Origin of the sequence: Sphingobium sp. HWE2-09, from assembly GCF_035989265.1 — a bacterium.
Lineage (GTDB): Bacteria > Pseudomonadota > Alphaproteobacteria > Sphingomonadales > Sphingomonadaceae > Sphingobium.
Genome location: NZ_JAYKZX010000001.1, coordinates 1 through 22,889, shown reverse-complemented (window position 1 = coordinate 22,889; position 22,889 = coordinate 1). Strand labels below are relative to the sequence as shown.

18 protein-coding genes and 1 pseudogene are annotated in these 22,889 nt (G+C 63.7%); 9 read left to right on the top strand and 10 right to left on the bottom strand.

All coding sequences use genetic code 11. From position 1 onward, the window contains the following. Positions 1 to 3: 3 nt before the first annotated feature. Together hppD and phhA are read right to left on the bottom strand one after the other, a co-directional pair. Positions 4 to 1,041, bottom strand: coding sequence for a 4-hydroxyphenylpyruvate dioxygenase (gene hppD, locus U5A89_RS00095; protein ID WP_338159194.1), 1,038 nt, complete (start codon positions 1,039 to 1,041; stop codon positions 4 to 6). Beyond that, positions 1,038 to 1,910, bottom strand: coding sequence for a phenylalanine 4-monooxygenase (gene phhA, locus U5A89_RS00090; RefSeq protein WP_338159193.1), 873 nt, complete (start codon positions 1,908 to 1,910; stop codon positions 1,038 to 1,040). The genes hppD and phhA overlap by 4 nt, the downstream gene beginning before the upstream one ends. A 94-nt stretch (positions 1,911 to 2,004) precedes the next feature. On the opposite strand from phhA, the gene U5A89_RS00085 reads away from it, so the two are divergent. The 5 genes from U5A89_RS00085 to U5A89_RS00065 all read left to right on the top strand — a co-directional run bounded on the left by U5A89_RS00085 (position 2,005) and on the right by U5A89_RS00065 (position 5,563). Further along, positions 2,005 to 2,475 (top strand): Lrp/AsnC family transcriptional regulator, encoded by a 471-nt coding sequence (locus U5A89_RS00085; RefSeq protein ID WP_338159192.1) that lies wholly within the window; start codon positions 2,005 to 2,007, stop codon positions 2,473 to 2,475. 121 nt (positions 2,476 to 2,596) lie between these two features. Next, the gene (locus tag U5A89_RS00080) at positions 2,597 to 3,460 is read left to right on the top strand and encodes a methylenetetrahydrofolate reductase (protein ID WP_338159191.1); all 864 of its coding nucleotides are present in this window, start codon (positions 2,597 to 2,599) and stop codon (positions 3,458 to 3,460) included. 29 nt (positions 3,461 to 3,489) lie between these two features. After that, positions 3,490 to 4,347: a formyltetrahydrofolate deformylase gene (gene purU, locus U5A89_RS00075; RefSeq protein ID WP_338159190.1), complete on the top strand. Its 858-nt coding sequence runs from the start codon at positions 3,490 to 3,492 to the stop codon at positions 4,345 to 4,347. Between the two features lie 3 nt (positions 4,348 to 4,350). Next, a complete protein-coding gene (locus U5A89_RS00070) occupies positions 4,351 to 5,208 on the top strand; it encodes a bifunctional 5,10-methylenetetrahydrofolate dehydrogenase/5,10-methenyltetrahydrofolate cyclohydrolase (RefSeq protein WP_338159189.1) in 858 nt (285 codons plus the stop codon). A 1-nt stretch (position 5,209) separates the two neighbouring features. Beyond that, positions 5,210 to 5,563: a dihydroneopterin aldolase gene (locus tag U5A89_RS00065; RefSeq protein ID WP_338159188.1), complete on the top strand. Its 354-nt coding sequence runs from the start codon at positions 5,210 to 5,212 to the stop codon at positions 5,561 to 5,563. A gap of 125 nt (positions 5,564 to 5,688) precedes the next feature. Here the strand turns inward: U5A89_RS00065 and U5A89_RS00060 are convergent, their stop codons facing one another. Then, positions 5,689 to 6,591 carry a LysR substrate-binding domain-containing protein gene (locus U5A89_RS00060; RefSeq protein WP_338159187.1) on the bottom strand — a complete coding sequence of 301 codons (903 nt, stop codon included), beginning with the start codon at positions 6,589 to 6,591 and terminating at the stop codon, positions 5,689 to 5,691. Positions 6,592 to 6,837: 246 nt separating this feature from the next. Here U5A89_RS00060 and U5A89_RS00055 point away from each other — a divergent pair, with 246 nt between their 5' ends. From U5A89_RS00055 to U5A89_RS00040, 4 genes are all read left to right on the top strand, one after another. Beyond that, positions 6,838 to 10,035 (top strand): efflux RND transporter permease subunit, encoded by a 3,198-nt coding sequence (locus U5A89_RS00055; RefSeq protein ID WP_338159186.1) that lies wholly within the window; start codon positions 6,838 to 6,840, stop codon positions 10,033 to 10,035. Continuing rightward, complete coding sequence (locus U5A89_RS00050; protein ID WP_338159185.1) at positions 10,028 to 11,227, top strand: efflux RND transporter periplasmic adaptor subunit; 1,200 nt, start codon at positions 10,028 to 10,030, stop codon at positions 11,225 to 11,227. Before U5A89_RS00055 ends, U5A89_RS00050 begins: the two co-directional genes overlap by 8 nt. A gap of 13 nt (positions 11,228 to 11,240) precedes the next feature. Beyond that, a complete protein-coding gene (locus U5A89_RS00045) occupies positions 11,241 to 12,629 on the top strand; it encodes an efflux transporter outer membrane subunit (protein WP_338159184.1) in 1,389 nt (462 codons plus the stop codon). Between the two features lie 257 nt (positions 12,630 to 12,886). Further along, positions 12,887 to 13,588, top strand: a complete 702-nt coding sequence (locus U5A89_RS00040; RefSeq protein ID WP_338159183.1) for a Ros/MucR family transcriptional regulator — start codon at positions 12,887 to 12,889, stop codon at positions 13,586 to 13,588. A gap of 239 nt (positions 13,589 to 13,827) precedes the next feature. On the opposite strand, the gene U5A89_RS00035 is transcribed toward U5A89_RS00040, so the two are convergent. The 7 genes and pseudogenes from U5A89_RS00035 to U5A89_RS00005 form a co-directional block, all read right to left on the bottom strand. After that, the gene (locus U5A89_RS00035; protein WP_338160120.1) at positions 13,828 to 15,333 is read right to left on the bottom strand and encodes a bifunctional sugar phosphate isomerase/epimerase/4-hydroxyphenylpyruvate dioxygenase family protein; all 1,506 of its coding nucleotides are present in this window, start codon (positions 15,331 to 15,333) and stop codon (positions 13,828 to 13,830) included. Between the two features lie 116 nt (positions 15,334 to 15,449). After that, positions 15,450 to 15,695: pseudogene (locus U5A89_RS00030) on the bottom strand (sugar phosphate isomerase/epimerase family protein); the annotation flags it as partial. A gap of 87 nt (positions 15,696 to 15,782) precedes the next feature. Beyond that, a complete protein-coding gene (locus tag U5A89_RS00025; RefSeq protein ID WP_338159182.1) occupies positions 15,783 to 16,652 on the bottom strand; it encodes a shikimate dehydrogenase in 870 nt (289 codons plus the stop codon). 65 nt (positions 16,653 to 16,717) lie between these two features. Beyond that, positions 16,718 to 19,675 (bottom strand): TonB-dependent receptor domain-containing protein, encoded by a 2,958-nt coding sequence (locus tag U5A89_RS00020; protein ID WP_338159181.1) that lies wholly within the window; start codon positions 19,673 to 19,675, stop codon positions 16,718 to 16,720. Positions 19,676 to 19,742: 67 nt separating this feature from the next. After that, entirely contained in the window at positions 19,743 to 21,044 is a 1,302-nt protein-coding gene (locus U5A89_RS00015) for an MFS transporter (RefSeq protein ID WP_338159180.1), read from the bottom strand. Positions 21,045 to 21,225: 181 nt separating this feature from the next. Continuing rightward, a complete protein-coding gene (locus U5A89_RS00010) occupies positions 21,226 to 22,314 on the bottom strand; it encodes a hypothetical protein (RefSeq protein ID WP_338159179.1) in 1,089 nt (362 codons plus the stop codon). Further along, a partial coding sequence (locus tag U5A89_RS00005; RefSeq protein WP_338159178.1) for a DUF3237 domain-containing protein occupies positions 22,311 to 22,889 on the bottom strand: 579 nt, incomplete at its 5' end. The genes U5A89_RS00010 and U5A89_RS00005, both read right to left, overlap by 4 nt.

Genomic DNA, 22,889 nt, shown 5'->3' with positions numbered 1-22,889 from the left:
GCCTCACGCCTCGACGCTGACGACGCCGCGCCTGATCTGGTCCAGTTCGATGCTTTCGAACAAAGCCTGGAAATTGCCGTTGCCGAACCCTTCATTGCCCTTGCGCTGGATGATTTCGAAGAAGATCGGGCCGAACATATTTTCGGTAAAAATCTGGAGTAATATGCCTTCGCTTTCGACATCGCCGTCGATCAGGATGCGGTTCTTGCGCAGCCGTTCCAAATCTTCGCCATGGCCGGGCACGCGTTTGTCGACCAGTTCATAATAGGTCTCAATCGTGTCCTGCAACCGCACGCCCCGCGCGCGCAATTTTTCGACCGTGTCGTAGATATTGTCGGTGGTGAGCGCCAGATGCTGGATTCCCTCACCGTGATAATCGCGGATGAACTCCTCGATCTGGCTCTTGTCGTCCTGGCTTTCATTGAGCGGAATACGGATCGCCCGGTCCGGCGCGATCATCGCCTGGCTGGTAAGGCCGGTCGCCTTCCCCTTGATATCGAAGAATTTCTGTTCCTCGAAACCGAAGAGCGTTCGGTAAAATTCGCTCCACACCCGCATCTGCCCGCGCCGGACATTGTGGGTGAGGTGATCGAGCAGATCGAGGCCGACATTGTTCGCCGCCGCCTTTTCCCGCCAGCCGGGACATTCGGCCCAGTCGGCATAAGGATCACCGGTCGCGGGCATGAAATAGAGATAGGCGCCGCCAATCCCTTCGATCACCGTGTCGTCCTCCACCGTCGCCTTGCCGCCATTGGCAAGCGCCCAGTCGAGCGCCGCCTTGGGGTCGGCGACGCGGAAGGCCATGGCGCTGGCGGACGGGCCATGGACGCCGCGAAACTCCGCCACGCGTCCGGCATCGTCGCGGTTCAGCATCAGGTTGATGCGCCCCTGACGATAGCGGGTGATATTCTTGCGCGGGTGGCGATGGCTGGCGACGAAGCCCAGTTGTTCGAATTGCGCGGCCATCGCTTCGGGATCGGGCGAGGTGAATTCCACGAATTCGAAGCCGTTGAGGCCCAAGGGATTGTTGTCGGCGGTCATAGGGCGTCCTCTTCCTTTTTCTTATGGACATAGGCCTGGGTGCCGCGGTTGAAGACGCGGTCGGTCGGCAGGATAGTGTCGGTCTCAAGATCGGGCATGTCACCCAACTGCGCGTAAAGCGGCGCGAAATCGGTTTCGGCGGTCATGCGCAACAGCTGTTCGAAACTGTCGATCACGAAATAGCTCTGCTGATAATCGTCGATGCGGTAACGGGTGCGCATTAGCCGCTGGAGATCGAAGCCGAGGCGGTTGGGTGATGGATCGTCCAGCGCAAATTCGGACTCGCCATGCGACGATACGATCCCGGCGCCATAGAGTTTGAGGCCGTCAGCCTGCTGGATCAGGCCGAATTCAACGGTGTACCAATAGAGTCGCGCCAGCCGCTCGATCGACCCCAGCGCATCCGCGCGCAGGCCGCCTTCGCCATAGGCTTGCATATAGTCGGCGAAGACCGGGTTGGCGAGCAGCGGCACATGGCCGAACACGTCGTGGAAGATATCCGGCTCTTGCAGATAGTCGATCTGGTCGGGCCGACGGATGAAGCGGCCCGCAACGAAGCGGCGGTTGGCGAGGTGGTCGAAAAAGACCTTGTCGGGCACAAGGCCCGGCACGGCGACGACCTGCCAGCCGGTGCGCTGCATCAATCGGTCGGACAATTCGGCAAAGTCGGGGATGCCCGGCTTCGTCATCCGCAATATGTCCAGCCCCTCCAAAAATTCCGGCACGACGCGGCCTGGCAGCATCTGGGCCTGACGCGCGAAAAGCCGATCCCACATCGCATGGTCCTGCGCCGTATAGGATGCCCAGTCTTGCGGGACGGTCCAGTCCGGGGCCGCCTGTTCGGGGATGAGAAGATCGGTCTGGGCCATGGCATCATCATGCCATGGAAGAACGGAAAAACGGTTTCAGTTTTATCGCTTTTCCGCGTAGGATATGTATCATCCAATCACAATATGGCTATATATGAAACAAGATGGTCAGATCGATGCCGTAGATCGCAAGATCCTTGGCGCACTCCAGGCAGATGCCGGAATCAGTCATCAGGATTTGGCCGACCGGGTCGGTGCATCCAGTGCGTCATGCTGGCGACGGATCAAGGCGCTGGAGACAGCGGGCATTCTGACCCGCACGATCAGGCTGGTGGACCCGGCGCAGGTCGGGCGCGGGGTCAATGTGTTGTGCAACATCCGCATGCGCAGTCACGCCCGCGATGCGCGGGCCGCTTTCGAGCATTTCGTGGATGACCGGCCCGAAATCGTCGAATGTTTTTCGATGTCGGGGGAGTGGGACTATCTGATCCGGGTCGTCGTCGCGGATGTAGCGGATTATAACCGTTTCCTGATGCAGACATTGCTGGGGCATCCGTCGGTCGCAGGAGCAGCGTCCCACTTTGCCCTTTCCATGACGAAATATACCACGGCAATCCCTTTGTGACTTTACCCCTTGCCGACAGCCTGTCTTCGTATAATTTCGTATCTATGAATATTTCATCTATGCGAATTTACTCGGATGCTTTAGGGAAGGTCGGGAGAGGCAAGGTTGAAAGGGATAGGAAATGCCAGTCATTCATCCGAACTGGGAGCGGCCACCCGTCAACATGGTCGATGGCTATTCCCTGGAAATGACGGCAAAGGACGTGGAGTCGCTGCAGGAGGCCGCCCCGTCCATTGCGCTTGAGACGCCTGTCGCCGTCACTTTCCTGCCCGGCGAGGACTTCGCCGCCCGCATCGCTGCGACGAAGCTGGTGCGCAGTCTGGGGTTCGAGCCGATGCCGCATTTTTCCGCGCGGCGGATTACATCGACCAGCGAGTTTGAGGATTATCTGGCCGCGGCGGTTGCGGAGGCGGATGTCAGGCGCTGCTTCGTGATCGCGGGCGATCCGTCCGAACCCGAAGGCCCCTATGCCGACAGCAGCGCCTTGATCGCGAGCGGTGCGTTCGAACGAGCAGGCATCCGCGCGATCGGCATTGGCGGCCATCCCGAAGGCCATCCCAATATGACGCCGGATCAATGCTGGTCGGTGCTGCTGGACAAATGCGCGGAAATCGAACGGCGCGGTATGGCGCCGCTGATCGTGACGCAGTTCGTGTTCGATGCGGACGCTGTGCTGACCTGGCTGACCGAACTGCGCGCCAAGGGGATCGATGCGCCGGTGCGCATCGGCGTGCCTGGCCCGGCCGGTATCAAGACGCTGATGCGCTTTGCCGCCCGATGCGGCGTGGGCGCTTCCGCGTCGGTGCTGGCAAAATACGGCATTTCCATTACGAAGCTGCTCGGCACCGCCGGCCCCGACAAGCTGGTAGAGACATTCGAACGATCGCTGGGCGAAGAGCATGGCCGCGTGCGATTGCATTTCTACCCCTTTGGCGGCCTGGGAAAAACGGTTGCCTGGATCAACGACTATGCCCGCGCGCATTGACGCAGACGGACGAGTGGGAGGACGCTGACGTGACGACTATCTATACCCTGCGGTTGCAGTGCGACGACAAGCCCGGCCTGGTGGCCAAGGTCGCAGGCTATCTGGCGGCGCACGGCTGCAACATCGTCGATGCGCAGCAGTTCGACGATGCGATGAACAACACCTTCTTCATGCGCGTCGCGTTCAAGCCGGGCGCGGGCGAGACGCTGGACGGGTTGCGCGAGGGTTTTGCGCCGATCGCGGCGGACGCGAACATGGACTGGGCGATGGCGGATCAGGCGCAGCCTAAGAAGGTCGTGCTGATGGTGTCCAAATGGGATCATTGCCTGGGCGACCTGCTCTATCGCCAGCGGATCGGCGAATTGCCGATGGATGTGGTGGGGATCATCTCCAACCATCCGCGCGCCGTGCTGCACACGTCGCTGATCGGGGACATGCCCTTTCACCATTTCCCGGTGACCAAGGACAGCAAGGCGGCGCAGGAAGCGCAGATCAAGCAGGTCGTCACGGATAGCGGCGCGGACCTGGTCGTGCTGGCGCGATACATGCAGATATTGAGCGACGATCTGGCCGGTTTCCTGTCGGGGCGCTGCATCAACATCCATCACAGCTTCCTGCCCGGCTTCAAGGGCGCCAAGCCCTATCACCAGGCCTATGAGCGCGGGGTCAAGATGATCGGGGCGACCGCCCATTATGTCACCGCCGACCTGGATGAAGGCCCGATCATTCATCAGGATGTCGAAATGATCGGCCATGCCGACGTGCCCGATGAACTGGTGCGCCGTGGCCGCGATATCGAGCGGCGGGTGCTGTCGGAGGCGGTGCGGCTGCATTTGCAGGATCGCGTCTTCATGAACGAGTCGCGCACCGTCGTCTTTCGGGGCTGATCCGTGAGCGCCCTTATCGACGGCCGGGCGATGGCGCGCGCGCTGTCGGACCGGACGGCCGCGGATGTCGAGCGGTTGAAGGCGGACGGCATCGATCCGACGCTGGCGGTCGTGCTGGTCGGCAGCGACCCAGCCAGCGACATCTATGTCCGTCGCAAGATCAGCGAATGTCGCCGGGTCGGCATCGGGTCGATCGAACGACGGCTGCCAGCCGATTGCGGCGAGCAGGCGCTGCTCGATATCATCGATGGGTTGAATGGCGATCCGGCGGTGCACGGCATATTGGTGCAATTGCCGCTGCCGCCCGGGATCGATAGCGCGCGGGTGCTGGATCGCATCGCGCCGGGCAAGGATGTGGATGGCTTCCACCCCGTCAATGTCGGGCGGCTATCGACCGGGACACAGGGGTTGGTGCCGTGCACGCCGCTGGGCATCATGATGCTGCTCGACAGCGTGATCGACGATTATCGCGGCCTGAACGTCGTGGTGATCGGCAAGTCCAATATCGTCGGCAAGCCGGTGGCGATGCTGTTGCTGGAGCGGGAGGCGACGGTGACCGTTACACATATCGAGACGATCAACCTGCCCGATATCGCTCGCGCCGCCGATGTGATCGTGGCGGCGGCGGGGGCGCCGCATCTGGTGCGCGGCTATTGGGTGAAGCCCGGCGCGGTGGTCATCGATGTCGGCATCAGCCGGGTGGTGGATCATGACGGGAACAGCCGGATCGTGGGGGATTGCGCCACCCATGAACTGGATCATGCCAAGGCGGTGACGCCGGTGCCGGGCGGGGTCGGCCCGATGACCATCGCCTGCCTGCTGAGCAACACGGTCGCCGCCGCGCAAAGGGGAGTCTGCTGATATGCCGTCGTCTATCGCCACCAAGGTGCGGGTAAAGGAGCTGCCGCTGCTGGCGGACATCGGCATCAACCCGGACGAGATCGGCCGCCGCCAGCCGCTGGTCATCACGGTGCAGTTGCTGCTCGATAGCGGCGCGGTCGAGGGGATTGGCGAGACGATCGATTATCGGCGGATCGTGCGGGCGGCCGAAACGCTGTCCGAAGTGCATATCCCGCTGATCGAGACGTTCGCGCATCGGCTGGGCGCGGAGTGCCTGAGTTGGCCGGGGGTGGTCGAGGCTTGCGTCAATGTCGATAAGCCCTTCGCGTTGACGCGGGGACTGGCGGGGGTCGAGGTTATCGTCCGGTCGGATTGAATGCGATGCAGGGCTTTGTGCGACAGCGAGTTGGACAGTTGTAGCGCAAATCACGGCGACTGTTCCGTCTGATGAATATCGGATTATATCGTTTATTATCAGTATTTTATAAGATATTATTCTCGTCAGGTCGCCGCATTGGTCGCCGCCCGCATGATCGCATCCTGAAAGGCGTTGGCAGTCGATGACAGATCCTGTTTGTGGATCATCCACAAGCGGGTCGTGACCTGCGGGGATAGCGGGCGAAGGACCAGCTTTTCGACATGCAGGCGCGATAGGGACCGCGCCAGGATGGTCGCGCCGCACCCGGCGGCGACCAGCCCCAGCAAGGTGGCGAAGCTACCCACTTCCAGCGTCACGTCAGGTTTGAATCCCGCCTGGGCGCACAGGGCGAAGAAATGATCGTTGAAGTCGGCGCTGCTCGTCGTCGCGTAGAGGACGAAGGGCACGCCTGCGAGATCGGCGATCGACGGATCGGCCTCACGCTGCGCCAGGGCGTGATCCTGACGCAGCGCCAGCAGCATGTCTTCCTCCAGCAGCCAAGTGGCGTGCAGGGCGCGGGGCAAGGATGGTGGTTCGACGCCGCGGATGATGCCGATGTCGAGATCGCCGCGCTCTATCATCGCGACCTGATCGTCGCGACCGCGCTCGTGCAGCTTGAGATCGACCTGCGGATAGGCCTGGCGGAAATCGTAGAGCGCGTCGGCGATCTGGGGAACGAAGGGCGCCGACGCGGTGAAGCCCAGCGCCAGCCGGCCGCGATGGCCGCTTTGGGTCTGGCGGGCGACATGGACGGCGTGATCCGCCTGCGCCAGCGTCTTGCGCGCTTCGGGCAGGAACATGCGGCCTGCTTCGGTCAGAGCGACGCGGCGACTGGTGCGGTCGAACAGGCGTGCGCCCAGTTCCAGTTCCAACGCCCTAATCTGCTGGCTGAGCGGCGGTTGCGACATGCCGAGGCGTTGCGCGGCGCGGCCGAAATGCATCTCTTCGGCAACGCAAAGGAAGTAGCGAAGGTGCCTTAAGTCCATGTAATCAAGTCGTCCTGCATATCGATCATGCTTCATTATATATTGGACACGAACGAGACAAGTTCGCATAGGCCAGCCAAGAGTAGCGTTTCGAAACTAAAAAAGCGATGACCCTGCGCACGGCGCAGCGGCGGCATGGCGGTTTTTGCGTCCGGTCCCGTTGTTATCGGCAGGCAATTCTGGCGGAGGGGTAGGCATCGGGCGTGTGGCGGTGGTCGTCGGCGCTGCGAAGGCGGGAGTCACGGGTTGATCGGTATCGTCAAGGTTGCGCTGCATCGGCCGCTGACCTTCATCGTCATGGCGATATTGATCGCGATCGTCGGCTTGTTGGCGGCGATCCGTACGCCTGTCGACATCTTTCCCAATATTCGCATTCCGGTGATCGCGGTGGCGTGGCAATATTCCGGCCTGCCGCCCGAAGATATGAGCAACCGGATCATCGGCCCCTATGAGCGAGTGCTGACCACGACGGTTAACGATATCGAGCATATCGAGAGCCAGTCGATGCAAGGCATCGGCATCGTCAAAATCTATTTCCAGCCGGGCGCAGACATCCGCACGGCGACGGCGCAGGTGACGTCGGTATCGCAGACGGTGCTGCGCCAGATGCCACCGGGGATCACGCCGCCGCTGATCCTGAATTATAGCGCGTCGACCGTGCCGATCCTGCAACTGGCGTTGTCGGGCAAGGGATTGTCGGAACAGCAATTGTTCGACCTGGGCCAGAACCAGATCCGTCCGCCGCTGATCACTATTCCCGGCCTTGCCATGCCCTTCCCTTCGGGCGGCAAGCAGCGGCAGATCCAGATCGACCTTAATCCCGTGGCGTTGCAGTCCAAGGGGCTGACCGCACAGGATGTCGGCAATGCGATCGCCGCGCAGAACCAGATCAATCCGGCGGGCTTCGTCAAGATCGGCGCGACCCAATATAGCGTGCGGCTGAACAATGCGCCCGGCACGATCGAAGCGCTCAACAACCTGCCGGTCAAGGTGGTCAATGGCGCGACCATCTATATGCGCGACATCGCCTATGTCCGTGACGGCAATGGCCCGCAGACCAATGTCGTGCATGTCGAGGGGCGTCGGTCGGTGCTGCTGACCGCGCTGAAAAACGGGGCGACATCGACTTTGGCGATCGTGGATGGCGTGAAGGAAGCGCTGCCCAAGGTCAGCGAAACGCTGCCCGAGAGCCTGAAGATATTGGTGATCGGCGACCAGTCCGTATTCGTGAAGGCGGCGGTCGAGGGCGTGATTCATGAAGGCGCGCTGGCCGCGGCGCTGACGTCGCTGATGATCCTGCTGTTTTTGGGATCGTGGCGATCGACCGTGATCATCGCGCTGTCGATCCCGCTGGCGATTCTGGCGGCGGTCGCGGCGCTGGCACTGTTCGGCCAGACGCTGAATGTCATGACGCTGGGCGGGCTGGCGCTGGCGGTCGGCATATTGGTGGACGACGCCACGGTGACGATCGAGAATATCAACTGGCATCTGGAACAGGGCAAGGGCGTCGTGGAGTCCATTTTGGACGGCGCGGCGCAGATCGTGACCCCGGCCTTCGTATCCCTGCTGTGCATCTGTATCGTGTTCGTGCCGATGTTCTTCCTGCCGGGGGTCGCAGGTTTCCTGTTTGTGCCGATGGCGCTGGCGGTGGTGTTCGCGATGATCGCGTCCTTCATCCTGTCGCGCACCTTGGTGCCGACGATGGCGATGTATCTCTTGAAGCCCCATGTTGAGCATGGCGACGGGCATTTGGCCGGGAGCGAACAGTCGCGCAATGTGCTTGTGCGGTTTCAACGCGGGTTCGAGAAGAAGTTCGAAACGATCCGCCATGGCTATGTCGGGTTGCTGCGTCGGGCGCTCAATGCGCGCAAGCCGTTCCTGCTGGGCTTCATGGGCGTGGTGATCCTGTCCTTTGCGTTGCTGCCGATGCTGGGCAGCAATTTCTTTCCGGCGGTCGATAGCGGGCAGATCGCCATGCATATCCGCGTGCCGGTGGGCAGCCGGATCGAGGATACGGCCGCGCGGTTCGAGCGGATCGCCCAGGCGGTCGAGGGACTTGTGCCCGCGGCCGAATTGGGCGCGATCACCGACAATATCGGCCTGCCGGTCAGTTCGATCAACACCGTCTATAATAATAGCGGGACGATCGGCCCGCAGGATGGCGACATGCTGGTGTCGTTGAAAAAGGGCCATCGCCCGACCGACGATATCGTGGCGACGCTGCGGCGGGAATTGCCGCGCCGCTTCCCCGGCACCAACTTCGCCTTCCTGCCAGCCGACATTACCAGCCAGATCCTGAATTTCGGCGCCCCTGCCCCGATCGACATCCAGATTGCGGGCAAGGATGCGGCGGGCAACCGCGCCTATGCGCAGAAGCTGCTGGCGAAGGTCGCGACTATCCCGGGCCTGGCCGATGCGCGTATCCAGCAGCCGGGGCGCTCGCCGCAACTCAATGTCGATGTGGATCGATCGCGCGCGGGGCAATATGGGCTGACCGAGCGGGACGTGACCACCAGCATCGCCAGTTCGCTGGCAGGGACGGCGCAGACCGCACCGGTCTTCTTCGTCGATCCCAAGAGCGGGGTGTCCTATCCGGTGGTGGCGCAAGCGCCCGAATATTTGGTAGGGTCGATCAGCGATCTGGCCAACCTGCCCGTATCCGCCGCAAGCAGCAGCAATGGCGCGGTCCAGCAACTGGGCGGCCTTGCCACGATCGAACGGTCGAGCACGGTGCCGGTGGTGTCGCATTATAATATCGCGCCGGTGCTGGACATCTATGCCACCGTGCAGGGGCGTGACCTGGGTGCGGTGGCGGGCGACATCAACGCCGCGATCAAATCGCTGGAAGCGGAGGCGCCCAAAGGCGCGACCGTCACGATGCGCGGCCAATATGCGACGATGAACACCGCCTTTTCGGGGCTTGGCTTTGGTCTGGCGGGGGCGATCGTGCTGATCTACCTGCTGATCGTGGTCAACTTCCAGAGCTGGGTCGATCCCTTCGTCATCATCACCGCCCTGCCCGCCGCGCTCGCCGGCATCGTGTGGATGCTGTTCATTACCGGCACCACCCTGTCCGTCCCGGCGCTGACGGGTGCGATCATGTGCATGGGGGTCGCCACCGCGAACTCCATCCTGGTCGTCAGTTTCGCGCGGGAGAAGCTGGCCGAACTGGGCGATGCGACCAAGGCGGCGATGGAGGCGGGCCTGGTGCGGTTCCGCCCGGTGCTGATGACCGCGCTCGCCATGATCATCGGCATGGGTCCGATGGCGCTGGGCCTGGGCGAAGGGGGCGAGCAGAATGCGCCGCTGGGCCGAGCCGTGATCGGCGGGTTGATCTGCGCCACTGTCGCCACGCTCTTTTTCGTGCCCGTGATCTTCGCCTTCGTCCATCGTCGTACCAAGGCCATCGATCCCCAAATGGAATATCAGCCCAGCCATGCATGAACCATCGCACCCCGAACATCCGGCCGAGACCGGTCCCGACAGCCGGACGCTGAAGCGCGTGGGCATTGGCGCGGGGATCGTCGCCCTGCTGGTCGTCGGGGTGGGGGTCGCTACGCGGATCAGCGCGACCAACGAGCTGCGCGATACCGCTTCGCAAGCCGCGATCCCGAGCGTGGCGGTCATATCGCCCAAGGGTGGCGCGAGCAGTGGATCGCTGGTGCTGCCGGGCAATGTGCAGGCCTATAACAGCGCGGCCATCTATGCGCGGACCAATGGCTATGTACGCCGCTGGCTGGCGGATATCGGCGACACCGTGCGGGCGGGCCAGGCGCTGGCGGTGCTGGATGCGCCCGAAATCGACCAGCAGCTGGCGCAGGCGCAGGCCGATTACCAGACCGCGCTCGCCAATCAGCGGCTGGCGGGGACGACGGCGAAGCGGTGGAGCGTGATGCTGGCGAAGGACGCGGTGTCGCAGCAGGAATCGGACGAGAAGGCGGGCGACCTGGCCGCCAAGTCCGCGCTGTCCAACGCGGCGATGGCGAATGTGAAACGGCTGCGCGCGATGCAGGGCTTTACCCGGCTGGCGGCGCCGTTCGACGGGGTGGTGACGAGCCGGGCGGCGCAGATCGGCGCGCTGGTGGTGGCGGGCAATGCCGCGTCGCAGCCTTTGTTCACCGTGTCCGACGTGCACCGGATGCGCATTTATGTGCGCGTGCCGCAGGGCTATTCGGCGCAGTTGAAGGTAGGCATGCCCGCCAAGCTGATCCTGCCGGAATATCCCGGGCGCAGCTTTGCCGCGACGCTGACGCGCAGTGCGGGGGCCGTGGATACGCAATCGGGCGCGGTGCTGGTCGAATTGCAGGCGGCCAATCCGGATCGGGCGTTGAAGCCGGGCGCCTTTGCGCAGGTCGATTTCGATGTCGGACAAGGGGGCGGCAATGGCCTCAGCCTGCCGGGCAGCGCCATCCTTTACGGCAATAGCGGTCCTACCGTCGCCGTGGTCGGTCGCGACAGCCGCGTGAGCGTGCGGCCGATCAGCATCGCCCGCGATGAAGGCGCGACGGTGCTGGTGGCGAGCGGGGTTAAGGCGGGCGATCGGGTGATCGATTCGCCGCCCGATTCTATCCAGTCGGGCGACCGGGTGAATGTGCAGGCGGCATCGGGTGGCAAGGGCGCGGGTCGTGCGGGCTAGGTCTTTGAGCCGCATGGCTGGGTCTTTGGGGCTTGGCCTGCTGGGCGCCTGTTCGATGGCGCCAGCCTATCAGCCACCGCAGATTGCCGCGCCCCAGGCCTATAAGGAAATGGCGGGCTGGACGCAGGCGACGCCGATGGACATGGCGCCGCGTGGACCGTGGTGGGAGCGGTTCGGCGATCCGGTGCTGAACGAACTGGAAGTGCGGGCCGAGGCGGCCAGCCCGACGCTCGCGGCGGCGCTGGCGCGCTATGACCAAGCGCGGGCGGTGGCGCGGGTCGAGGCGTCCGACCTGGTGCCGACCGTGGGCGTGGGTGCTGACGCGGCACGCCAGCGTCTGTCGGGCAATCGCTTTCAGGGCAACGGCACCGCGCCGACCTATAATGATTATTCGATCGGCGCGACGCTGGACTATGAATTGGACCTGTGGGGGCGCATCCGCAACAGCGTGAAGGCGACGCGGGCGGACGCGGAGGCGAGCCAGGCCGACCTGGCGGCCGCGCGCCTCAGCCTCCAGGCGGCAGTCGCCGACGCCTATGCGCGGCTGCGCGGGCTGGATGCGCAGGCGGACCTGCTGCACCGGTCGGTGGAGGCGTTCGACCGCGCCTATCGGTTGACCGACACGCGGCATGAGGGCGGGATCGCATCGGGCATCGACGTCAATCGGGCACGCACGACGCTGAGCAATGCAAAGGCGCGTATTTCGGCAGTGGCGAACGATCGCGCCGCGACCGAGCATGAACTGGCGGCGCTGGTGGGGGCGGTGGCATCCGATTTTTCGATTGCGCCGCAAGTGCAGACGCTGACTGCGCCGGACGTGCCGACAGGCGCGCCGTCGACATTGCTGCAACGGCGGCCCGATATCGCGGCGGCGGAGCGGCGGATGTTCGCCAACAATGCGCGTATCGGCGTGGCGCGGGCGGCGTTTTTTCCGTCGCTGACGCTGGGGCTGAGCGGTGGATGGCAGACGACGCATGGCGAATTGCTGACGACGCCCAACAGCGTGTGGGGGCTGGGACCGCTGGCCGCGGCGCTGACGCTGTTCGATGGCGGGCGGCGACGGGCGCAGGTGCAATTGTCGCGGGCCGAATATGACGAGCAGGCCGCGCTCTACCGCGACACCGTGCTGGGCGCGTTCCGGCAGGTGGAGGATGGCATCGCGGCGTTGCGGCACCTGTCGGTGCAGCTGGTCGATCAGCGCGATGCGGCGCACGCGGCGCAGCGGACCAGCGATCTGGCCTTCACCCGCTATCGCGACGGGGCGTCCGACTATCTGGAGGTCGTCACGGCCCAGACCGACGCGCTCGATGCGCAAAATGCGCTGCTGAGCGCGGAGATCGCGCGGATGCGTGCAAGCATTGCGCTGGTCAAGGCGTTGGGCGGATCGGCGGGCGAGGCGTGAATTTTACGCTCTGTGGAGATGGCATGATCCGGTGAATATCATGCCAGCATCCCACGCAATGATGATGAGTATAGCGTAGCCGCCGACCAATCGGGCAATGACATGGATCAGTCTTCGTGCCTGACGCCATAATAGGATTTGCTTTTCAAGGCCGAACAGTTTTTGACAAATGCGCTGCAGGACGGCACAAGGTCATCCGGGCCACCCAATGACGACCCATAGCCGAAGGCCCGGTCAATCTGGATAGGATATATTGCATGGCCGACATCGAGCAGCCCGATTACATCAGCCTGACGGTTCAGTTGCTGAGCGCTTATGTCGCTAATAATATAGTCGCGAGCGAAGACCTGGCAGGGTTGATCCAGTCGACGCGCGCTGCGCTGATTGCGGAGACTGTTCCCGCTCCCGACGAGACGGTCGAGCATGTGCCGGCGGTGAGCGTGCGCAAGAGCATCGCGTCGCGCGATCATATATTGAGCCTGATCGACGGGCGGCCGTACAAGACGCTCAAGCGGCATCTGGCGACCCATGGCCTGACGCCTGCGGAATATCGCCAACGGTACGGATTGCCCGAATCCTACCCCATAGTGGCGCAGGCCTATTCCGAGCAGCGTCGTGCCGTGGCGCAGAAGCTGGGGCTGGGCCAGCGTGGCACGCAGGCGCGGGCGGCAGCGGCGGCGGGGGCCGCGCCATCGGTCGAACAAAGCCCGACGCAAGCCAACGCGGCCAAGCCGAAGGCCGGTCGCCGAAAGACGGCAGCACCCGCCAGCGTAGCGGATAGCAAGGCCAAGACGTCGGACGAGACTGTGGCGACCAGCGGGCCTGCGGCCAAGCGCGGGCGTAAGGCTAAGGTTGCAGCGGATATGTCGGCGGCGGAACCGGCCAAGGCGAAAAGCCCGGCCAAGTCGCCGCGCAGGAAGTTGGGCATCAAGGCGAGCAAGGCCGACACGGAGGCGTGACGCCGATATCGCGCCATCCTGCCGGGTGGCGCGGCCAATACCGCCCGCGCTGTTGTCCCACCGCGCCCATGGCGCAGGATGGATTAATGTTGGGACATCATGTGGGGTCCGTTTTGAGCGAAGCCGAGACATGAGGCAAAGCTGAGCCTGGCGGTGCTAGTAGAGCTGGGTATGGCGGTGCCAGCTGCTCGACTGCGCTCGAACCGACGGGTCGAAACAAAGACATCCTGCTTCAAGGTTCAATCCATCACCGTCGCCGCATATTTATAGCGTTCCTGCGATGCGAGCCGGATGCTGGCATTGGGGGCACCATAGCCCTGATACTCGTGGCGCTCGACAAATTCGAAGAAGAAGCGCTTGCGGAAGGCGCGGCTGTAGAGTTGGAGATAATCGCCAACGCCGTCAGCATCATAGAGAATGTCCGCCTGCGCCAAAGCATCGCGGCGGGTATCGTCCAGGCCAAAGCGCGCCGCGATATCGTCATAATAGTTGGCCGGGATCGGCAGGATGTCGGCGGCCTTCGCGACCATGCGATCGGCCGTTGCCAACAGGTCCGGCGTCGCCAGGGCGATATGCTGATAGCCGCCGCCCAGATTATGTTCGACGAAGCGCGACGAGAGCGTGCCGAGCGCTTCGGATGCATTGAGAGTAATACGCAAGGCGCCATCGGACGACTGTAGCGGCTGACTCAAGACCAGGCCCGAAGGATCGATGACGTCGGCCTGGAAACTTTGCTGAAGGCCGAAGAGTGCGCGCCAATAGAGTTGCCAGGACAGATATTCCTCGATCCGCACCACGGCGGCCAGATGATCGATGGCGAGCGGCGCATCGTCATGGACCCCGCCTGTTGGGGTAAATTCGGCGTCCCACATCGCGCCGACCTCGTTCGCGCCGACGAGATAGACAAGGCTGCCGCCGATGCCGCGCAGGGCGGGGAACGCCAAATTGCCCGGCGCGTCATGATCATCGACCGCGCGGATACCCAGATGCGCGGCGCGGGCGGCGACGGCGTCACGATCCGGCACGACAAGGCCGACGGCGCAGATGGATGGTCCGTGGGTCTGGTGGAAGTCGTGGCCGAAACCGTGCGGTTCGGCGTTGATGACGAGATTGACAGCGCCTGCCTGCCAGCGGCTGACCGCCTTCGTCGGATGGATGCCGGTCCGTACGAAGCCGAGCGATCCGAACATCGCTTCAAGCGCAGGGACATCCGCGTCGCCGACGGCAAATTCGACAAATTCGGGGTGGACATGGGGCGGCGGTGGTGGCGCGGCGGTCGGCCGATCAAGCAGACGCAGCGCTGCATCCTCGACGTGGCGCAGCGATCGCAGGCCATCGGCGGCAATCAGATCAGCGGACCAGCCGCGAAAGCGGTCGTTGAAGATTTCGAGGCTGAGCGGGCCGGTATAGCCGGTCGCCAATATCTCCGCGACATAGGCTTCGACCGGGAGGCCGCCTTGCCCTGGAAAGTTGCGGAAATGGCGGCTCCAGTAGAGCAGGTCCATATCCAGTTTCGGCGCGTCGGCCAATTGGACGAAGGCGATCTTGTCGGCGGGGATAGCGCGGATGCTGTCGCTGGGAATGCCGCGGGAGAGGGAATGAAAACTGTCGAGGATGATGCCGACATTGGGATGATCGACCGCCTCCACGATCGCCCAGGCGTCCCGATGGTCGAAGACATGGCGGCCCCAGGCGAGTGCTTCATAGCCGACGATAATGTCGCGGCTGGCGGCGAGTTCGCCCAGTTGCTGAAAGTCGGCGACGATGCGGTTGCGTTCGCCCAGCGCGTGGGGGAACAGTTGGAGCAGACCAGGATATGGCGCGTACCGAGTTCGCCCATCAGGTCGAACTTGGCCTCCGCCCGATCGAAGGCGCGTTGGCGCATGGCACCGGGCATCCCTTCGAAATCACGGAACGGCTGGTAGAGCATACAGGACAGGCCGAGATCATCGAGCATCGCGCGGACTTCGCGCGGGCGCAGCGGCGAAGCGATCAGGTCGTTTTCGAAAATCTCCACGCCATCGAACCCGGCGGTGGCGGCGGCGCGGAGTTTTTCCTCCAGCGTGCCGCTGAGCGATACGGTGGCGATGCCGAATTGCAGGCTCATGCTTGTCAGTCCTCCGTCGCGACGCTTCGATAACGTACTGGATCGTTCATGAACGGCAAGAAGGATGCGGCCAGTCGATCATGGCGGTCAGCCCTGCAACGCCGCGCGGAAATTGGCGCCCATGCGCACCGGATCGGCGGCCAGGCCGGTAAAATGATGGAAGGCGCCGACCGCCTGAAAGATGGTCATGCCGCCGCCGTCGAGCGTGGCGCAGCCCACTTCTCGCGCGTCGCGCAGCAATTGAGTTTCGAGCGGGAAATAGACGATGTCGGTAACCCACAGGCGCGGGTCGAGCAGGTCGCGGGGAATAGCCGATCCGGGATGGACCGCCATGCCCATGGGGGTCGCATTGACGATACCGTCGGCCTGCGCGATCGCGGCGGGCAGGTCATGCCCTACGTCCGCCCGCCCCGCGCCATGGATGGCGCAGAGGGCGGCGCAGAGGTTTTCGGCGCGGGCCGTGTCGGAATCGAACAGGGTGAGATGCTGGACGCCCAGGTCCATCAGCGCATGGGCAGTGGCCGCCCCTGCCCCGCCCGCGCCCATTTGAACCACATGATCGAAGGCGGCATGGGGCGGCAGGCCGGTGCGGAGATTTTCGGTAAAACCGGTGACGTCGGTGTTGAAGCCCAGCCGCCGTCCGTCGCGAAAGACGACGGTGTTGACCGAACCGATCTGCGCGGACTGGGGCGAGAGATCATCGAGATGGGCGATCACCGCCTGCTTATAAGGATGGGTGATGTTGACGCCCGCGAAACCGGCCAGCTGCAGCGCGTCGAGCAGGCGCGGCAGGTCCGATCCGTCCCGTCCGTCCGCCGCGAAATCGAATAGGCGATAGATGAGGCGGACGCCCTGCGCATCGGCTTCGCTTTCGTGCAGGCGCGGCGAGAGCGAGGCCTGAATATCGCGGCCGATGAGGCCGGTGAGGTAGCGGGGAACGGAGCGGGACTGGGTCAAAAGAGGGCGATCCGATAGCAAGGGGTGTTCCCCGCCGCCGGGGCGGCGGCGGGGAACGGGGGAGGTCAGAATTTGAACTTCGCACCGACATAGAAGGAGCGGCCGACCATGTCGTAGGTGCCGGCATCCGTGCCGTTCTGCGAACTGGCTACGAAGGGAATGCCCTTGTCGAACAGATTGGTGACCCCGCCGCGCAGTTGCAGATTGTCGTTGATGTCGACGGTGGAGAAGACATCGAACAGATTATAGGGCTTCACCCCCACCTGTTCGGCCGCGGGCGAGGTGATGGCGCTGATGTCACGCAACTTGCCCTGATAGCGCCAGCGCAGGCCGATGCCGAAGACGTCGGAGCTGTAGCCCAGGGTCGTCAGCGCCTTCCACTTGGGCAGCGGGCGGCCCGGCGTGCTGGTGCCGACGAAATCCTGCGACGCCGAACCGGGCAGGGTCTGGACTTTATAATGGTTCAGCCAGCCAATGGCGGACGAGGCGTAGATTTTGCCAGAGCCATCGCCGATGCCGGCTTCCGACAGGCGAAGCGACCAGTTGACCTGCACATCGACGCCGTCGGTGTCGAGTGCGCCGAGGTTGAGATAAGGCTGGGCGATGGCGACGAGCTGGCCGGTGGGGTCGCGTTCGACCAATCGGCAAAATTCGTTGCTGTTGGCGTAGCTGCTGTTCGATCCATCCAGATTATAGCATTTGGCGAGCACGGTCAGGCCGTTGATGGTCGATATGACGTTGCGGATCTTGATGTTGTAATAGTCGACCGAAAAGGAGAAGCCCGACAGCCAGGGCGACGAGAATTTGGGATTATAGACGAAACCCACGTTGAAGGTGTTCGCCTTTTCCGGGGTCAGGGCGCCGTTGCCCTGAATGTTGCCGCCGGTCGCGGTGGTGGCGAATTGATAGGCGTCGATGGCGGCCGCGGGAATGCCCTGCGCCAGGCAGAGGCCGCGGACCTGCGCGCCATTGGCGCCGGTGCGGGCGGCCGAGCGTACGTCGCACGGATCGCCGATCGCGAGCGGCGGGGTGCCGATGGCGAGTTGCGAGCCGGTGACCGGCGAGAAGAGTTCGCCGATATTGGGCGCGCGCACAGCCCGTTGGTAGCTGCCGCGGATCAGCAGCGACTGGACCGGTTGCCAGCGGGCGTCGAATTCATAGCTCTTCACGCTGCCGCTGGGTTTATAGTCAGAATAGCGGAAGGCCGCGCCGACACCCAGTTCGTGGAAGAAGGGGGTTTCGGACAGCAAGGGCACGTCGATCTGTGCCGCAAACTCCTTGACGCTGATCTCGCCACGGGCGGGGTTCGATCCGACGACGCCTTCGACATTGTTGGTGACGAGATCGGAACTGGGGTCGTATTTATAGGTGTTCTTGCGATAGCCGGCGAGCAATGCCAGTTGGACCGGCCCGGCGGGCAGGTTGAACAGCGGGCCGTTGACCTGGCCCTGGACCTGCGTCTGGGTCAGCCGTTCGCGACTGTTGATCGTTGCGGTCATATATTGCTGGCATTCGCGCGACAGGCTGGTCGCGTTGGCGATGCCGAAGGGGTTGAAGCCACCCGCGCACAGCGACGCGCCGCCATCGGGGGCGTTGAGCAGGGTTTGCACGCGCGTTTTCAGGACGGCGTTGAACATTGACTGGTTATGGACGGTTTCGTCATAGGCGGCGAAGGCGTCGAACTTCCACGATCCGCCGATCGTGCCCTTCAGCCCGCCCAGATATTGCTGGACCCGGTAATTTTCGTCCCAGCCCTTGTCGCCGATGCCGACATAGCGGGCGCTCCAGCGGAAGGGATCGCCGGGGTTCGCGCGCGACGCCAGCAGGGTGCGCAGGTCGTTGGGGATGAACGGATTGCTGACCGGAATGGTGGTGAAGGGCGCGAACTGCGTCAGGCTGCCGCCGCTTTCGGTGGTGACGGTGGAATCGACATAGAGGAACTGGCCATAGGCGGTCAGCGCTTCAGTCAGGTCGAACTCGCCCTTGGCAAAGGCGGATTTGCGTTCGAAGGCGTTCAAAATCTGCAACTGCGGGCCGACCGGCATACGGACATTGCCGCCGACGACGGCATAGGCGCCGGTCGTCGGCCCCTTATAATTGACGGCACCCGTTTGGACGAACAACGATCCGTCATTGTTGAAGCCCAGGTTCAGCGTGGGGTTGATCGTGCGGTTGACGCCATAGCTGGCGAACAGGCCGTTCAACACCGCCTGGTTCGGCAGGTTGAGCGCGTTAGGAACGAAGGCGCCGGTGCCGATGAAGGACGAGGGCACCTTGTCCGAGAAGAAGCCGCGCTGCGAGCCGGAGAGCGGATCGCGCTGGCCGTAGCTCAAGGCCAGCATCAGGCGGCCGCGGTCGTCGGCGAATTTGGTGCCAAGCGCGAGCGAGGCGTTGAACTTGCCATAATCGCCGCGGAAGCTGTTGCCGTTCTGGATGTCGCCGCGGATGCCGTCGAAATATTTGTCGGTCTTGAAATTGACGACGCCGGACATCGCGTCCGACCCGTAGATGGCCGATGCGCCGCCGGTGATGACGTCGACCGAGCCGATGATCGATTCCGGCAGGATGTTGATGTCGACATTGCCGTTGATATCCGACAGCGGCAGGCGACGGCCGTCGAGCAGGACGAGATTGCGGTTGGAGCCGAGACCGCGCAGGTTGAGCGTGGCGCGACCGCCCGCCCCCTGGCCGCCGGTGCCTGCGTTGCCCGAGGGGGTGAAGCCGGGCAGCTGATTGAGCGAATCTTCCAGCGTGATCTGGCCGCTCTGCTGGACCAGTTCATCCGAGACGGTGACGATCGGGCTGACGGCGACATTATTGGGGCGGGCGATCAGCGATCCGGTGACGACGATGTCGGCTGTCTGTTGCGCGGATGCGTCGGCGGCCGGTGGGGCCAGCGCGGTGGCGGCTTCCTCAGCCGGGGCGGCCTGATCCTGCGCGAAGGTCGGCGCGGTGAGCGTGCATAGCGCGAGCGTCGCCACCGAACCGCCCAGTCGCAACTGCTTGGTGAAAGCTGATGTCATATGATCCTCCCTTTTATTACTAACTAGTTCGTACATTTCGAAACGCATGACTGGCCTGTTTGCAGGCTCAATCCAGTTCCACCCGGCGCACATCCCCCACGATGAAAATATAGGCGGCGGCGCCGACCAGTGCGAGGACGCCGATGAAGGCGAGCGCGCCGTAGAAGGAACCGGTCTGCCCCACGATGATGCCGACGACGATCGGCGTGACGATGCCCGCCAGGTTGGCGCACAGGTTGAAGACGCCGCCGGTCAGGCCGATATATTGGCGCGGGGCGACGTCGGAAATCAGGGTCCAGCCCAGATTGACCATGCCCTGGCCGAAAAAGGCGATCGACATGATGGCAATGACCAGCGTGTTGCTCTGCACGAAATTGGCCGCGACGATGGTGGAGGCGAGCAGCAGGCCCGCGACGATCGGCAGTTTACGGCCGATATTGGCAGAGCCGGTGCGGCGGATCAGCATGTCGGACACCTGCCCGCCCAGCAATACGCCAGCGGACGCAGCGATATAGGGCAGCACGGCGAAGGTGCCGGATTTGAGCCAGTCCATGCCGCGCTCGGTCGCCAAATAGGTCGGGAACCAGGTGAGGAAGAAGACCAGCGTCGAATTGCCGCAGAACTGGCCGATCGACGCGCCCAATATCTGGCGCTTGCCCATCAGCTTGCGGACATTGGCCCAAGAGAAGGGGATTTTTTCATCACCCTTGGCGATGGCGACGCCGCCGCCCGCTTCGATATAGGCAAGTTCGGCGGCGTTGACGCGGCGGCTGTCGGCCGGATCGCGGTAACGGGCATACATGAGCAGGCCGAACGCCATGCCCAACGCCCCTGCGATCAAGAACAGGGCGCGCCAGCCGAAGCTGCCCACCACCCAGAAGAGGACGGGGCTGAAAAAGGCCAGGCCCGCATATTGCCCCACGGCATAGACCGAATTGGCGCGCGCCCGTTCATCCTGCGGGAACCAACTGCTCAAGATACGGCTGTTGCACGGGTAGCAAGGCGCCTCCGCCATGCCCAGCGCCAGACGGAAGCCGAACAACATCGCCACATTGCTGGCCAAGCCGTGGAGGAGGGTGAAGAAGGACCAGAGGATCAGCGACCCGGCATAGGTGATGCGCGTGCCGAGGCGATCGAGCAGCAGGCCGCCGGGAATTTGCGCCGCGGCATAGGTCCAGGAGAAGGCGGAAAAGATGAAGCCCATCATCTCCGGCGAAATCTTGAGTTCGGCGGTCAGGGAAGGAGCGGCCACGCCCATGACGGCGCGATCCATATAGTTGAGCAGCGTAGCGACGCTGATGAGCGCCAATATGCCGATCCGTGCGCGGGTTGGCCGGAGCATCGCGCCTTGTTCTGCGGTCGCTCTCATGCCGCGATCCGCCGCGCGCCAACGGAGGCGGGATGGCGTTGGGTCGATATGTGACTAAGCTGGCCCATGACTGGCCCGATCCTCCCCGCTGCGTCGGAATATATGTCCCGATCTTGCAGACTCGCTTCTACGCGCAACATAATATTTCGGCAAGAAAAATGTACGAACTAGTTCATACAAATTATGGCAGGCGACGAATGGCGATCCGGTCTGCCTGATAGGAGCCGAGCCACAGATCGTTACCCAGGATGATCGCTGCCGATACGCCGTTGAACGCTGGATCCGGCGGGCCATAAGCGACCAGCGAAAAGCGCCGGGTTGCCGGATCGAGTTGGGCCACGGCATAGCCGCGATGGCAGGTCATGCCGTCGGCGACGCCATCGACGATCTTGCGCAATCCCCCACAGGCCGGTTCGTCGCGCACCATGCCCGCCAGCAGCAGTCGGTCGCCGTCCCAATGGATATTGTCTGGCATAAATTCGGGCGCCTGCGCGCGCCACAACGGCTGGCGCGTGTCCTGGCGCGCATAGGCAACCACCTCGCGCAGGCCGAAGGCGATGACGTAGAAGCCGCTATCGTCCCGCGCGGTTTCCAGCCCGTTATTGCCCGGTAGCTCCGTGCCGGGCAGCAGGTGGAAGGCGCGATCGGCGGGGCCGCGCGCATAGACGCCGCCGGTGACGCGGCCGAGGACGAAATCGGTGATGCTGGTGCCTGGGCGCGTCAGCACGGTCGCGATCACGGTGCCATCGCTATAGGAGGCGACGGCATTGGCGACATGGCCGTCGGGCATGGCGAGGCAGCCCTGCCATTGGAGCGTGGGGACGCCACCGCCGCGCGCATCGATCGCGAAGACTTCGATGGCTTCGCGTCCGCCGTGATTGACGACCAACAGCCTCCCCTGCCCCGCCCCGGTCATGCGCAGGCTGAGGCCGCGGGCGGTGAAGAGTTTCGGATCTGGCGGCGTCGCGCAATCGCGATAGCGGGGATCGGGCGCGACTTGGTCGTGCGCACCGTTGAACCAGAGGCTGGCGCGGCGGGTGCGGCTGTCGATCAGCTTGAGCCCGGCGCCGGTGGCAAAGCCGCTGGCGATGATCCAGGGCGTATCGGGGATATGGGCGAGGTCTTCGGGCTTGGTCGCGCCGCAGACGAAGGCGAACTGGGCGGTCGGGGTGCAGCTGTCGACGGTTTTGGTGGGCGCCTGCGATGTGCTGGTCGTCGTGCAGCCGCCAGCGATCATGACCGCGCAGAGGAGGAGCAGTGCGCAATTCATGTGACGCGATAGACGCGGATGCGCACCGATGGCTTGGGTGCGTCGTCGGGCGGCGGGCCGATGGTGCCGATGAAGATCGCCTGGTTGAGCCAGTCGTGCGGGCCGGTGGGCGCTTCGAAACTGGGGATAGTGCGCAGATAGCGGCTGGTCGCGCCGGGCACCCTGCTGTTGGTCAGGCCGACATTGCGGACATGAATCAGCGTGCCGTCATCGGCGCGCATCATATAGTCCGCTTCGATCACGGTCCAGTTATCGGCGCGTTTCAGCTGCCAGTCCGCGCCGCCCGCCAGTACCGTGCCGCGGATGCGCGGTCCGGCGAAGGTGCCGCCGGTGATCGGCACGCGGCGTCTTGTGCCAAGGGGTGTGGGGCCGACCTCCTGCGTCGGCTCCAGCGTGACGATTGCTTCATAGACGAACGCCAGGCCCGGCATGTCCGTTGTCGCTGCCCATGTCGTGACCGGCAATCCGGCGGTGGCGACCAAAGCACCGGCGCTGGTCAGGATATGGCGTCTGCTGATCATCGTCAGTCCCTGATCCGGGGGCGGTCGGCGGGTGGCGGGGCGTCGCCGAACAGC